This window comes from Parabacteroides acidifaciens (assembly GCF_003363715.1).
Lineage (GTDB): Bacteria > Bacteroidota > Bacteroidia > Bacteroidales > Tannerellaceae > Parabacteroides > Parabacteroides acidifaciens.
This window is the reverse complement of the sequence record NZ_QREV01000032.1, coordinates 1-16,001: the sequence shown is the minus strand read 5'-3', so window position 1 is coordinate 16,001 and position 16,001 is coordinate 1. Positions and strand designations below refer to the sequence as shown.

Annotated in this window: 9 protein-coding genes; 2 read left to right on the top strand and 7 right to left on the bottom strand. The window is 43.8% G+C overall.

Going from position 1 to position 16,001, the window contains the following annotated elements; all coding sequences use genetic code 11:
* Positions 1-78 precede the first annotated feature (78 nt).
* From DWU89_RS13145 to DWU89_RS13115, 7 genes are all read right to left on the bottom strand, one after another.
* Entirely contained in the window at positions 79-1,944 is a 1,866-nt protein-coding gene (locus DWU89_RS13145) for an FAD-dependent oxidoreductase (RefSeq protein WP_115500087.1), read from the bottom strand.
* Between the two features lie 7 nt (positions 1,945-1,951).
* Positions 1,952-4,432 (bottom strand): hypothetical protein, encoded by a 2,481-nt coding sequence (locus DWU89_RS13140; RefSeq protein ID WP_115500086.1) that lies wholly within the window; start codon positions 4,430-4,432, stop codon positions 1,952-1,954.
* An 87-nt stretch (positions 4,433-4,519) separates the two neighbouring features.
* A complete protein-coding gene (locus DWU89_RS13135) occupies positions 4,520-6,313 on the bottom strand; it encodes a RagB/SusD family nutrient uptake outer membrane protein (protein ID WP_115500085.1) in 1,794 nt (597 codons plus the stop codon).
* 12 nt (positions 6,314-6,325) lie between these two features.
* Positions 6,326-9,715 carry a TonB-dependent receptor gene (locus tag DWU89_RS13130; protein WP_115500084.1) on the bottom strand — a complete coding sequence of 1,130 codons (3,390 nt, stop codon included), beginning with the start codon at positions 9,713-9,715 and terminating at the stop codon, positions 6,326-6,328.
* 174 nt (positions 9,716-9,889) lie between these two features.
* A complete protein-coding gene (locus DWU89_RS13125) occupies positions 9,890-10,870 on the bottom strand; it encodes a FecR family protein (protein WP_115500113.1) in 981 nt (326 codons plus the stop codon).
* A 637-nt stretch (positions 10,871-11,507) separates the two neighbouring features.
* Positions 11,508-12,050, bottom strand: a complete 543-nt coding sequence (locus DWU89_RS13120) for an RNA polymerase sigma-70 factor (RefSeq protein WP_115500083.1) — start codon at positions 12,048-12,050, stop codon at positions 11,508-11,510.
* 74 nt (positions 12,051-12,124) lie between these two features.
* A complete protein-coding gene (locus DWU89_RS13115; RefSeq protein ID WP_115500082.1) occupies positions 12,125-14,542 on the bottom strand; it encodes an outer membrane beta-barrel family protein in 2,418 nt (805 codons plus the stop codon).
* 138 nt (positions 14,543-14,680) lie between these two features.
* Here DWU89_RS13115 and DWU89_RS13110 point away from each other — a divergent pair, with 138 nt between their 5' ends.
* Complete coding sequence (locus DWU89_RS13110) at positions 14,681-15,415, top strand: SDR family NAD(P)-dependent oxidoreductase (RefSeq protein ID WP_115500081.1); 735 nt, start codon at positions 14,681-14,683, stop codon at positions 15,413-15,415.
* A gap of 376 nt (positions 15,416-15,791) precedes the next feature.
* Positions 15,792-16,001: ISAon1 family transposase N-terminal region protein (locus DWU89_RS20890; protein ID WP_449406741.1), on the top strand; the 210-nt coding region annotated here is incomplete at its 3' end.

Below are 16,001 nucleotides of genomic sequence, written 5' to 3'. Positions count from 1 at the left end.
TTAAAAGATTTTCATGGGCATGAATTAAAAATCCATCGCCATGGATTTAAAAATGTATGGCGATGGATTTTTTCCCGCTTATTTAACAACAGGCTTATTTTTTAACGTTCCCCCCTCGTTATACTGCTGGTTGTTAGGTAAGCCTTTCTTACCCACTCCCTCTTTCATCAGTCCTTTCAGGTCATTCAGATAAGAACGGTAAACACCCCGGGGAGTGACATGATATTTCTTGCACAGTGAAGCTGCCATTCCAACCACTTCACCCATCATACCCGTGGTACGCATCACACGGACGGTTCCCAAGGCGACATGCGTAACACTTATATTGCGGCCCGCCATAAACAAATTGTCGACATTACGGGAATAAAGACAGCGATATGGTATCGGGTAAGGATAAATCTCGATATGCTTAGCGATTGACTTAAACTCCTTATCCGGGAAATTAGCCGTGTTTGCAGGGTCCGGATAATGAAGGTCGATTGTCCATGTTGAGGCGGCAGTTCCATCTTCATGCACCACATGTTTACGGATATCATCCTCCTTCAAAATATAGTCTCCCATCAAACGGCGGGATTCACGTTTGCCCGATACATAAGCCACCCATCCTAATTTCCGGTTACGGTATTGAGAGTTTTCCTTCATGCCGTTCTTTAAATAACTCCAGTTCGAATAGACCACCAATAAACCATAATCCCGGATGCGCTCGAAGTCCCTGATCTGGTCATAGTTCATGCCGGTTTCCCAAGTCCACTCGCCCATCATCACTTTCTCACTGTTTTTATCGTTAAATTCGACACCATAGCTGAAAGTAGGGAATGGCGACGGTTTCTTATCATCTACAGAATACCATTGGACAGATGCACCCATCGTCATTTTATCAGCCTTTTCCGGCGCTGTGCTCTCGCCAAACTCATCACGGGCCTCACGTCCCATCCGATAATCGGCACCAGCCAGATAACCGATCGTACCATCACCGGTGCAATCTGAAAATAGAGGAGCTTCAAAGCTCTGTTCCTTTCCGGTTTCAATATGTTTAGCTATCACGGAACGGATCTTCTGCCCATCCATCTGTACACCGATGGCGCGATAATTAGAGAATAATGTTATGTTCTTTTCATTGGCAACCAATTCCGACTTTTTATCATCTTCATAATAATCGCCCGGTTGCGCATTTCCTCCACGCGTAGGACCAAACTCTTTCTGCAGATTTCCCAATTCCTTATAAGGGCCGGCCTCTATCCGTCCTCCCAAATGAACACGGATTTCAGAACTGTTGTTACCGCCTAATACAGGACGATCATTGATCAAGGCGACTTTACACCCAAGCCGGGCTGCCGAGACTGCGGCACTGATACCGGCAATACCGCCGCCCACCACAACCAGGTCATACTGTCCGGCAACAGGTGCCTCATCCGGAAGTCCTAATGCTGTCCGGCGGAAAGCCTCCAAGCCCTTTATATCTGACGGCGGCACTTTTCCCTCTTCCGTCGTAAAGTAGATTGCATCGCAACGGCCGTCAAAACCGGTCAGGTCATGCAGTTTTATTACTGTTTTCAGATTCTTTACCGAGACCTTTCCTGCAATCTGCCATATCCAGGCACTACCTTCTGCTCCTAACGGAGAGGTCATCTTCTTTCCTCCGACCGACAAACTGAATTTCCCGGGACCTTCCCCTTTTTTCCACGGAGAAGTCCAGTTATAGGTACGAACATAGACATAATATTCGCCTTTTTCAGGAAAAGTCACTTCCGTATAGGCATCATCCACTGGCACACCCATTCCATGCGCCAACAAATAAGGCGATCCCATCAGATCCATAAACTGCTGGTCAACCACCCAGCCTCCTTTATTGCTGAAACTCTCGGCTTCAACAAAAAGGTCTGCAGCCCGGATATGACCTAAGCTGATCAGTAACAATAAAGTAAAAATTACACGAGTTTTCATGATCTTATTATTTATACTCCAACCAAGCGGTAGCTTTCGTATCCGTATCCGATACAAAACGAACCCATCTTGCCTGGAACGATTCAGGTAGTTGTTGAACAAATTTTTCTCCCGGTTTAACAGTATAGGAAGCATAATCCATCCAATCGCCATTTCCGGTAGGATCGACCTCAACCGTTATAACTACATTTTTATCGGACTGATGTGAAAGCGACAGTTCCTTTTTATCGTAGAACGCGATCAAGTAAGGATCGGATGCAACACCGGCCTGCACATTTGTATCTTTCCAAGGACCACCCTGTCCTACCGGTTTACCCAAAGACCACAAATCATCGATGACACCCACCCAAACAGCGGCTTTTCCATCATCCGAGATGACTATATGCGGATTGTCCTTGCCTTCTTCAGGAGTCACGCCTGTCAAAAGAAGCATCCCCCGATAGGAAGCATAATCATTTATGCGGAAATTATGAGATGATACCGGACGGATCTTGGCATAACCATCCGCATTTTCGGCGGGAAGTTCATAGAATGTCCCCATACAAGAGAATAAGTCGCGCTCCGTCGCCACTTCACGGCAAATACGAAGGACTCCTTGTTCCGTCAGATTCTTATACTGTTCATTTCCTAAAGGCAAACGCCAGCGGCGGCCCAAATCATCGACTACCAGGACGGAACCTTCTTCTATTGAAAGAACTTGTTGGGGTATCGCAAATTTACTGCGAATGAAATCGGCTGTCTTGGCATCATCCTTCCGAATCAATTCCAACTTATCTCCCATTTCATAATAACCGGTTTCCGAAACTTTACCGTCAACCGTCGTATTGGCCAATAGCCCTAACACGCGGCGATCATCGCCCAATCCGTACAGCAGGCCACCGGTTGTTTTATCCTTGTCCACAGAAGTCAGGCCGTTATAAATCGGAGCGGGAGACATAGCGCGATTATCTGAAGATGTATAAGAGAATGTAGCCGTCGCCATTGTATTCTTATCCGCCTTTACACGAATCCATTCACCTTTTTCCATCGCGCCAAAGGGGACAGATGCCGCTTTACCCGGACTGACTGTTACCGATTTCAAAGTCTTCCACCGGTTATTTCCGGATTCATCCACTTCGAACGTAAAAGTAACAGGTTGTTTCCCTTCGTTTTTCACCCATCCGCAACGATTCGCCCAACCGCTGAACAAAAACGGTTCAGATGTTTCATTCGCCTTTACGTTTTCCCGGGCCCAAACAGCACCTTCAGCCGTAGCAGGTCCTAACTCATCCGGTTTTGCCAAAGATGTAAACCACAGATTCGAATTCGACTGGCCAGGGCCCTCTATATTGCCTTTTGCCTTCCGTTTATTCAGAAATTCTTTTTGAGCCGAGTCATCACAACCGAAAACCAACTGATCATTCCAACGGGTAAAATCACCAATCACCTTCAAATAGGCAGAACGGGGACGAATTCCGGCAGAGTTATCCGCTGTAAATGTTCCGGGAAAATGCCAGAACATCCCATGCATCGTCATCAGATAGTCAGGAGCCATATCGGTCCCCACATTCCGGATACGCGGCCATTCCGTATTCCAACCATGTGCCCCGTCGTAGCTATGACTGGCTTTTGGCAAGCGGTAGAAAGACCATCCTTTTTTAGCGTCGCGCACTCCCAGGAGAATCGATTTATAGTCCCAACCCGTAGCCCAAACCGGGTCTGTTTCCGGATTTGCATTTCCATAAATTCCACCCGGACCAGTCACTTCCACGAATTGATTCCGGCGTACGGTTTTCCAGTCCTTGCCATCCCATTCTGCCAGGACACCCGCTTCCACATCAAATTTTCGTAAAGCTTCCTGCGTTCCTTCTCCATTATTCGTGTAAAACATAAAGCCTTGTCCGGAATATAAGCCTTTGCCATGAACACCCGGCAGCAAGTCGTTTATAGGCCCTGCATCCGTATCATTCTTTTTCTGCTGCTTATTATTTCCGTCCTGATACAATTCTTTTACTTCCAGCGTGTTTACGTCTACCTCATAAAAGCCTTCCTCCATCGTTCCATAATAGATCTTATTCGCCGGATCCGTCAGATGACGGGCATTGCCGGTATGGCGGCCTGGCATAACAGTATAGGGAATAACCCGTACTTTACCTGTCTGATCAATGGCATACGGGCCGATAAACAGTTGATTGCTTTCCTTATGGATCATGCGGTTGGCAGGAGTTCCTCCGATACTTTCATCACGGACTATTTGCTGGTAGTCGGGCGTTACTTCATATAATTTATCAGACGAGCCATTGGGCAGGTGAGGACCATAAGTAATCACCCACAATCGGTCAGCCCAGGGCACAACAGCACCGGTACCGCATTCGCCTTCGTTATTGTAATAGGCTAAACGGGGGTAGATACCGGAAATAGAGTCCGGCACATTCTTTACGTCTCTCTGTGCTGTACATCCCATTAGAGAACAGACTGCCATTAATCCAATTATATTGTTCAGTTTCATTTCTTTTCAATATTTTGCCAAATATAGTTATAATAAGGGCTCCTCATACTCTATATGACGATATAAACAGAGGAGCCCCAATCTCAATTACCATTTCGGATTTTGTGACAGATTATCATTGATAAGTCTGTCTGCAGCAGGTATCGGCCATAAATAGTCACGACTTTCATCGAATTTACGTTCTGTTGCCACAGTAATATAACCTTTTTTCGCCATTTCGCTTAAATCAGCAATACCGTCTTCATCAATCTGAGGAATACCACCTATCGGATAGTTACCTTCTTTCCAGTTCTGAATCAACTGCTTGTATTCAGCAGACACCGAACTTTCATTTCCATCCCAAGAAGTATTACCGGACCACGCACGATTCAAGAAATAAATTGGACGATTCAATACTTTACCTGCAATCTTCCAACGAATCAAATCGCTATAACGGTGGCCTTCCCAAGCCATTTCAATGAAACGTTCGGTACGGATAACCGTACGTAACTGCTGCTGTGAACCTTCCGTTACTCGCGGATACTCAAGACCTGTTCCATTATAAGCTCTTTCCCGCAATTTATTAATCGTTGCATCCAGCACCTCTTGGCTACACTGATTCATCTCATTCATCGCTTCAGCATACATCAGCAAGACATCACCGTAACGCAGCATCGGATAAGTAGTCGGTGCACCTGCTTTACCATTTTCCAGGAATGATTCATCAACATATTTTTTAAATAGCAAGCCTGTGTACGAAGCATGTTCTGCTCTTGCTTTTGAATCGTTATTTCCCACTTGTGCACCATCGGAAATTCTCTGAACGGTTGTTTTAACAGGAGATGGAGAATATTCATACCCCAACCACTTATAATCGTTCGGATCATACGTTCCATCCAACACACTCTTGTTGTACGCTGTTGCAAACGGAACAATCGTCATCGCCATACGCGGATCCCTATTCTCAAAAAAATCTTTCGGGTTGTAAAGTGGAGATTCATCGATCGGTTTACCGTCAATGCAAGGATAAGCACAAACCAATTCATAAGACGGAGCCTTTTGACCGCCCCACCCGCCTGAAAGACGAGAAATACAATTCAAGACATCAGATGCAGCCCAATAATACTTCTTCAACGTCACATCTCCACGGAAGAAGAAAATCCATTCGTCAGACCAAGAGGCTGTAAATAAATCCTGATAGTTGTCATGCAATTTATACACATTCAAATCCATACAATTCTTGGCAGCAGTAGCAGCGGTAGCATAATCTTCATTATAAATAGCAATCCTCGCTTTAAATGCATAAGCAGCCCCTTTCGTAGCACGCTGGATACCGGGATAACTGTTCGGTAAACGTTCCGCAGCCTTGTCCAAGCATTCGTAGCTGTAAGCTAACACATCGGCTTTCGGAGAGCGGGAAGCGGTATAAGCCTCATCCAAACTCATACCCACCTTATCCAAGATCGCATCCCCCCAATGAAAAGCCAACATACCGTAAGCATGTCCCAAATAGAAATAAGCTTCACCTTCATATTGGGCTATATCCTTTTCCGAAACGCCCATAGCACGTGCCCGGTCCATATTATTGATTATGCGTAAAGCACGGGCAATGCCTTTATAATAGTTTTCCCAGCGTTTGGCAATCGTTCCGTTTTCTGAAGTCAATGTACCATTATTCACCTCCGATGTTTCATTTCGGGCAGTTACATCATCTCCCCATTTCATATCGTCAATCGGGAAAAAATCCGTACGATAGAAATCATTCAGGGACATCTCTATTTCTGCTTGAGAAGAATACCAGTTCTCACTCGACCCTTCAGAAAGAGGATTCAAATTAAGATCGACACACGACATAAGCATGAACAGAGAAGCAGTACATATAGAAAATTTTATCTGTTTCATATCACTATAAATTTAAAATTTAACATTTGCGCCAAATGTAAAAGACGTGGATATAAAGTCGGAACTTGCGCCTATTTCCGGATCCCATCCCTTAGGATAATGACTGATAGCAGGAAGATCATTTATTGTTGCATATATCCGAAGCCCTCTGATGAAACACTTATCCACAAGTTTCTGCGGCAACGAATATCCCAATGTAATATTCTTAACACGGAAATAAGCTCCGTTGAACAACCAATAATCAGATCCGGTATAAGTATTAGTAGTATTGGTATATGTAAGACGAGGATATTTGGCATTTCGGTTTTGATCATCCGAATTATGCTGACTCCAATAATTGCCCAATACAAGAGAAGGTACCGCACCCCATTGTTCTTTCAACGGTTGAATCCAAGCAGAATTAAAGAGAACATTCTGATGTCCCACGCCTTGGAAAGAAAGTGAGAAGTCCCAATCCTTCCAACCTAAGAAAAGATTACCACCAAACTGAAACTCCGGCAAGGAATTTCCTAAACGAACTTTATCATCCGAATTGATAACACCATCTCCATTCACATCGACATATTTAATATGACCAGCCTTATCGTTAGCAGTGAGTGTCGGATACTTGTTTCCTTCCGAATCATACAAATCAGCATCAGTGATAAACAGACCATCGGTCTTATACATAAACCACTCATAATAATAAGAATCTTCTTCATAAATCTTATTACCATCTATAGTCCTTCTGTCTCCTAAATATCCCATTTTTGAACGATAATCGGACAGATTAAAGGATACGCCATAAGAAATCTCACCAATCTGGTCACGCCAACTTGCTTCAAGCTCCCAACCGTGAGTATACATATCACCTGCATTTTGCTTCGGAGCAGAGAATCCTGCATAAGAAGGGAATCCCAAAGTCAAAAGCATATCGGATGTTTTCTTATAATAATAGTCACCTGTCAAACTCAGACGATTATTTAACAAAGTAATATCGACACCAATATCATAAGTCGTCGTTGTTTCCCACGTAATATCGCTAAATGCATAGTTATATTGTGCAGCATTCTGTACAGCGGTCACCGATTGGGAACCCTTGTCATACATATAACTGTTTCCGAAATTGATAGCTGCCTGATACGGAAATTCCGCATCGCTAATACGCTCATTACCCAATGAACCAATAGAAGCGCGTACTTTCAAATAATCTATCCATTTATTTTTAGGAAACCAAGATTCATTTGAAGCTACCCAACCCGCCGATACTGAAGGGAAAACACCCCAACGATAAGCAGATGCAAAACGAGAAGAGGCATCTGCACGGACATTCGCCTGTAGCATATAACGGCTCTTGTATGAATACATAGCTCGCCCGAAAACGGATTGATAAGCATTGTGACCTGCATTACCTGAATTATACTGGTAATCTTCCGGTCCAAGATTCAAATAGGGATAAGTATCCAATTCATAATTATTTCTCGATGCACCCAGATTTTCCCATTTATATTTATAACCTTCATATCCGACCATTGCATTCAAGGAATGCTCATTCCATTTGTTCTCGTAGTTGGCATAAAACTGATAAGTCCGACTTTGGGTGTTATTACGCGCTTCGTTCAACTGGGTTGTCTTACTATTTTGTGCAGCGATGGCCGTCCCATCTTCATAATAAACATCCACTTTTTTATTAAATCCCTTTTTGCTCTCGAAAGTGTAACGGGGAGCGAAAACCGCTGTCAAAGTCAACCCTTTCACCGGAGTCAAACTCAACTGTGCTTTACCACCGAATTTATAATAATTGGTATTGGTCGTTCCTCCTTCGTTCAACATGGCCAACGGATTAGCACCCGATTTCACATCAGCATAACTACCATCTTGCCAATACGGATTATAATAAGGAGTCGTTAAATATGCCCAATAAATCGGGTTGAAAGTTTCACTCTTGGAGAAATTAGTAGAGAACGGATTTATGCTTTCCGAAGCTGAAAAGTCAATATCAATATTGGCCCGAATCCAAGAATTGATTTTATAATCATTATTAACACGGCCGGCATACCGTTCATACGACTTATTCGCATAATACCCGTCTGCCGTCTGATAATTGAACGAAAACTTGGACTGCAACTTATCCGTACCGCCTGAAACGTTAAAGTTATGCTGTTGATGAGAAGTCGTATTCTTCAACAGTAAATCGACCCAATCCGTATTCGGATAATGATAAGGATCAGTTGCATTGTTAGCCATCCAAGAATTAATGGTTTCCTGCGAATATTGCGAATAAGGATTAGACGCACCATCGTTCCACTTAATCTCATTCTGAACATTCATCCAATCGATCACATTTCCATTGGTCGGCCGTGCAGTCGGTTTGTCTATGGAATATTCATAATTGTAGTCTAAATTGAATTTATTCTCCTTGGCCCTCTTAGTCGTAATCAAGATGACACCAGCCGCAGCACGAGACCCGTAAATAGAAGCCGAAGCAGCATCTTTCAAAACACTCATGGTTTCTACATCCGAAGCTACGACATCATTCAACGAACCTGGCACACCGTCAATTATAACAAGAGGATCGTTATTGGAAAGTGTCGTCACACCACGAACACGTATCGTTGCCGAACTACCAGGACCTCCGGAAGAACGCGTTACCTCCACGCCCGAAATCTGCCCCTGCATAGCCGTAGATAACATTTGAGTAGAACGTTCTGTTAAAGAAGCCCCTTTGACACTGGATATCGGACCGGTCAAATCTCCTTTACGCGCCGAACCATAACCGATTACGACTACTTCATCCAACAATTCCGCATCTTCCGTCATTGTTATAGATACGGATGTTTTATTTTTTACAGATACTTCACTTTGAATATACCCAATATAAGAAACTATCAACGTTGCATCTGATGCAACGTTAAGGGAGAACCTCCCTTCCGCATCCGTAATCGTTCCATTCGTTGTTCCTTTCTCAACCACATTGGCACCAATAACAGGCAAGCCGGATTCATCAAAGACAACTCCCGTTATCCTCTTCTGGTTCTGTTGAGCACTCGCAAGGGATGATGTTTCCGAAGCTTTGATCAACACTTGGCGATCAATGATCTGATACCTGTAGCCCGTGTTTCTAAGCACCTGGTCCAACACATCTTCCAAAGATGCATTTCTAACATTCACGCTTGCAGTCCGGTTGACATTCACACGATTGTCATTAAAGAAAAATGTAAACTCACTGCTTTTTTCAATTTCCCGAAGGATTTCAATGATACTGCTGTTTTGTTTATTGATCGACACCTTGTAGCCCTGCGCATAGGTTGAAGCAGAAATACAGCATGCGACTCCCAACAAAAATAAGGCTGTGATCTTCATAATACGCTTTGTTTTTCTAAATAACGGGACATAATAATCCCTGTCACTGTTTTTTTTCATAACTTTGTATAGTTTTTGATGAATAATAAATGCAAGTCTTTGGCTTGGACTCCTTTATGACATGCATTTTTGAAAACTCACTGATTGGAAGGTGCTTGCCGGCATCTTCCAATTTTTTTGTAGGCTAACCCTTTTTTATCCCATAAGCATCAGAATTAAGTTGTTTATAATATGTTATTTTAAAGTCAATATATAATCACCACTCTCCATTTGCGTATATATCAAAGGAGAAGAAGCTTTTATCATATAAAGTATCCGATCCAGCGACTCGTCCCTCACCTTAAAAGTAAACCGGTACTTTTCTGCCAAATCCTTCTGGCACATCACTTTTCGTCCATACCATTGTTCAAGGCGTGGGATAATCATGGAAAGCTTTTCATTTTCGAAACTCAACATTTTCTGCTTACGCCAAGCTGTATATTTATCAGCATTGACAGCCTGTTTCATGACTTCACCTGTTTGTCTATCCAATACGAGCTTTTCATCGGGAGAAACCAGATATTCTTTCACCTTTTTGGTTCCCTTATCAGAAATACCGACTTTGATTTTCCCGTTTAATAGAATTGTTTCTATTTTATTATCCATTTCATAACTAAACAACTCGAACGCCGTACCCAATGCCTGTACGCTCATGTCTTCCGTACGAACAATAAAAGGTTTCTCACGATTCTTGGCCACATCGAAAAAAGCTTGCCCATTCAACGTTACCTCACGCGTTTTACCGGAGAAACTGGCCGGATAGGTCAAACGGCTGCCAGGTCCCATCTGTACTTTCGTTCCATCCGGCAAGGAGACGGATTCCATATTCTGGATGCCGGAACTTACGACATACATCGGAACAGTGGTTCTGTCTTGATAAGCGAAATAAGCCGTTCCCGCCACTCCCAACACCAGCAATACGGACGCAACCAAACTATATATTTTATAAAACACAACCTTTCTGTCTTCTGCATGCTGCCAGGAAACTCTGCAAATATTCCGCCAGATAGACGGTTCGTCCGGACAATCCCTTTCGATAACATCGGGGGCACTGTCCCACTGCCACTCCATCTGTCGTGTCACCCGCCGGGACGATTGTAATGCAATCCGCTCCTCTTCGGTCAACGCATCCTGCATCAGTTTCCTAAGTATATATTTTTTATCTTCGTATTCCATTTTTAATTGCCTTACATATATAAATACACACAAAATGCTCCTTCCCCCTATTCAAATATAATATTTTTTCTACAACTATTCTCAATCTCTACAAAACGGCATTAAATCAAGCCCAACCTCCGGGGACTTATTGTAAAAAACGCATTGAAACACTTAAAAAAAAGAGAAAACAGTCTTCCGATAAAGTTTGCCAAATTCAAAAAAAGAGTTAATAAATTGGATTTTTATCGTGAAGTATGCAAAGAATTTCCATTACGACCGTCCTAATTGCCATCGTGACCGTCCTAATGGGTAGTGCACTCGGCACCTCGCGAAGATTAGGACGGTCGTAATGGCGATTTGGACGGTCATAATAGAAATAAGGTACCGGATTCTCCCGAAACAACCCCTATTTCCTTGCCATATTCACGTATCGTCTCCTGTATCTTTTCAAATATTCGATTCTCCGGGAGTTAAGGTTTGACGAATTGTAAGGGAGATTGGAAAATGAATGGATAAATGCGATGCAATTTATATGAACCCGGCAGCCTGTCAGCCAATGTGTCAAGAAAAACGCAGTTTATCCGGATAAAAGACAAAACAAAATCGCATGCTTTTTCTCTTGAAATAGAAAAAGCAAGGGGTTATTGTAAAAAGCTCATATAAAAAGAAGAAGTAATGTGATATTTTTTTTCAAATATTTGAGGGCTTCGCTAATTTGATTTTCAACTGTTTTTTCTGAAATATCCAACAAGAGCGCTATCTCTTTGTAGCTCTTTTGTTCTTTGCGGCTCAAGTTAAAAATCTCACGGCGGCGTGGAGGCAATTCATCGATCAGGCGATCTATATATTCTTGCAGATTATTGGCTTCAATCTCTTCTTCCACATCATAGGGCTCTTCCAAGGCGGCAAGAACCGTCACTTTATAAAAATCTTCATTCAAGCTTTTACGGTGCTGGTTAAAAATCAGATTCCGGGTGATGATAAACAGGAGGCCTTTGAAATGGTCATCCGCACGGAGAAACTCGCGCGTTTCCCATACTTTGATAAAAACTTCCTGCACCACCTCTTCGGCGGCATCGACACTGGTCAGATAAAGGCGGCTAAAATTATAGACCTGTTTCCAATATTGTTTATACAGAGCAGTAAATGCATCTTTACTGCTCTGTTTCAATAATAATATCAGTTCCTTTTCCTCCATCATTCCTTTTATCTACGGAACAAATGTATTAAAAAAGTTGACAGTTAACAAGTAACTGACAACTTTTGCTTTTTTTAGTGGTTTGTTCCTTCAAAGAGGTCGTGATCCTCTTTCTTTTGAGAACTCTTAACCTTAAAGTTATTAAATGTATAGCTGACCGTAAGCGTAATCAAGGGATAGCTGGGACGGATACGCGTGATGGATTGCAAGTCGGATGTAATGATCTTGCTCACATAGCGAGCGGAGTTGAAAACATCTCGAAAGGCAAGTGTCGCCGACAGTTTACGTTTCATCAACTGCTGGCGGACGGCCAGATTCACATACCAGAAGGCATCCGTACGTCCCTGTGTCGTCACAGAAGGACCGACAAAGTTTCCATCTACCTGGACACGGGTATATTTCAAAACATCGAAAGAGTTGTTCCACATGATATCGTAGTTCGTACTCGTCTCGTTCTCACCACCGGTCTTATACTGGTTCTTCACTTTATAGTGATACAGGCTTCCGTTCAGGTTCACGTTCCACCAGCGGGTAAGCTGAACCTGTCCGCTCAATTCGATACCGGTCGAATAATCATGCCCGACGTTTGCCATTGAATCCAACGTAACACCCGCCTCATAAGGGACACGCAGACGTTCTATCTTGTCCTTACGGCTCCGGTGGAACACAGTGGCGGAAACCGTGTGTTCGCCTATGTTCTTTTTATAATTCAGCTCGAAAGAATTGATATATTCCGAACGGATATCCGGGTTACCGATTTCCGCCGAATAAAAATCGCGATAGGTGATATACGGTTCCATAAAGAACAGTTCCGGACGGGTTATACGGCGCGAATAAGACGCCAGCAGCTTATGTTCTTTCGGGAAAGTATAGCCTAAGTGGACGGAAGGGAAGAACTCGAACTTATTATATGTACGGTCTTTTCCGGGAATCGAACTGCGCAAGACACGGTGCGTATGCTCGCCGCGTACACCGGCCTGGAAGTCAAACGATTTATAACTGTCTGCCACAATGCCATATATCGAGTTGATGCCATGCTGGAAATAAAAGGTATTATAAATATCATCCCGGTTGTAAAACTCTTGCTTCACCGGGTCCCAGAAATGCATCGTGTAATCTCCGTCTTCCAGGTAAGAGAAATACTGGTAACCGCCTTCTATACGGCCCGTTTTGCTATAAGGATAAATATAATCCAGATTACCACGCACGGTCCAGCGGTGTTCGTCTTCCCAGGCGCGATGTCCTTTTTCCCGCTCGTTGTTTTTGTTGAAGAGGTCGCTCTGGAAATACTCCAGGGCATTACCTCCGTATTTGAGGTAGAAACTACCGGTCAACTGATGTCCCTTGTCATTGAATTTATGGTCGAACCCGACGGTTCCCAGAAAATAGGTTTCATGTATATCGTAATCGTCACGGCTGTAATAATCACCCTCGCCGAATGTCGTCCCGTCCGCCGAACGCTTTTCCCTGTAATCGAGGTCACCGTTGCGGGTACGGCCGCCATAACCGCCTTCCAGGTCGACATTGAACGTTGTTTGAGGAAGGGAATACATCCAGCCGGCCTTCAGCGAATAATTGAAGTTATTACTTTTACGCGGTCCGTTGGAATGGGAAGTCGTAGCCGTATCCGAAATAATGGTCGTCTTTTCCTGGTCGAAATCACTCTTACGCAAGCGTTCGCTCCAAACCCCGCCGAAATACCAACGGGATGCCTTATTCTGTTGTGACAGCAGGAAATCGACTCCGCGAGACAAGACGGTGCTACCCGTCAGGTTCACCATTCCGCTGAATCCATCCTGGACATGCTTCTTCGTGACAATATTAATGATTCCCACATCTCCGCCTGTATCATGCCGGGCGGAAGGGGTCGTGATAATTTCTATATTCTCGATGTGTCCTGCCGGAATCTGCTCCAAAGCCTGGGTGCCGCTGAACACACTCGGCTTGCCGTCTATATAAACCGTAAAACCGGAACTACCGCGGAAGCTTACTTCGCCCTCCGCATCTACACGTATCGAGGGCGTATTTTCCAAAATATCGACAGCCGAACCGCCTCCGGCAAGCAGATTGGACGAAGCCTCGATGACTTTCTTGTCCAACTTGTAAATAACCTGCTTTTTCTGTGCGACAACTTCGACTTCCGCCAATCCCACTTCCAGAGGTTTCATGGAGATAACTCCCAAATCCATCATATCAGAAGAGGATTTCAATTCGATATTCGGACGATTATACAAGTCGTAACCGACCAGTCGCACCAACAAGTGGTACTTTCCGTCTTTCACATCCGCAATGCGGAAACTTCCATCGGCTTCAGGCAAAGTCTGGTACGCCGGATTCACCTCTCCCTCACGGAAAAGGAACACATCTGCAAAATCAATCGGCTGATTGTTATTGGCATCAACTATTTTTCCTTTTATACGGAAGCCCGGAGCCGCCATGACTGAATAGTTAACACACAATAAGGTCAACAGGAGATAAAAACACTTCTTCATCTTTTTACATTACATTGGTTTGTCAACAACGTCGCGAAGATAAAACATTCATCTGTACAAAGCAATTATTACTGATGCTAATTATCTCCAAATGAATATATCCCCGTATATTTGCAAGCAACAAATCCCAATTAAATTATGACCTCGACAAAAAGAATTATTATCATAGGAGCGACCTCCGGAATCGGAAATGAAGTCGCCCGGTTATATATCAAACAAGGATGGCGTATCGGTGTGGCCGGACGGCGCCTGGAACGGCTGGAAGAACTCCGCGCGGAGACACCCGGCCAGATTGAAGCCATACAACTGGATGTCACCTGCCCGGACGCTCCGGAACGTCTGGCGGAGCTGATCCGCAAAGTGGGCGGAATGGATGTTTTTCTGCTCAGCTCCGGCGTCGGAAGCCAGAACCGGGCGTTGGACCCGGAAATAGAATTAGCGACTGTGCAAACAAATACGGTCGGTTTTACCCGAATGGTTACGGCGGCATACGGCTATTTCAAGGAACATGGCGGAGGACAATTGGCCGTAATCAGTTCCATTGCCGGAACAAAAGGGTTGGGTGCGGCTCCCTCCTATTCCGCGACGAAACGCTATCAGAACACTTACATCGAAGCCCTCGACCAGCTGGCACAGATGGAGAAACTTCCGATCGTATTCACCGATATCCGCCCCGGTTTCGTCAAGACCGATTTATTGAAGAATGACAAATATCCGATGCTGATGTCACCGGAATATGTTGCCCGGAAAATTGTGAAAGCGATCGGACGGAAGAAGCGCCGTGCCGTTATCGATTGGAAATATGCCATTCTGGTATTCTTCTGGAAGCTGATTCCCGGCTTTATATGGAGACGGTTGCCTATCCACAATTGACGCTCCGCTGATTCAAGCCATAAACAGAGGATAAAAACAAATTATTTTCAAAAACTATGCAATTCAGGTATTGCATAATACTAAAAAGTTTTTTAACTTTGCGAAAGTAGCCTTACAATGTAAGGCACATATTAATTAAACAAACTATTCCTAAGGTTTAAGGTATTAGTCATTTCAGTTTGTTCGTTTTGATAAACTGATATAGTATAACCTCATCTACATGTGAATGTGGATGAGGTTTTTTTTGGAACAAGGATTACCGGGATCATACCGAACGGAAGCACGCTCCTGATGGATGGATATAAAAAAAGGGCTCACCCGATATTTCTTGGGGGTAGTTCTTTTACATTTTCCTTACAATGCTTACATTTGTCTCATGACAGATCCGACATTATTATCATTAGCGCAAATAGTTCTTCCCTGCGAAGTACTCGAGTCATTCGATATAGTCAAGGTAGAAAGTAATAAGACCGAGATTCACATCCATCTCGATGAGAAGTTGTATGAGACCTTACGTAAAGATGTTCACTTCGAATCCAAAGGTTTTATCCCGGCAGTATCCATCACTGATTTCCCAATCCGTGAC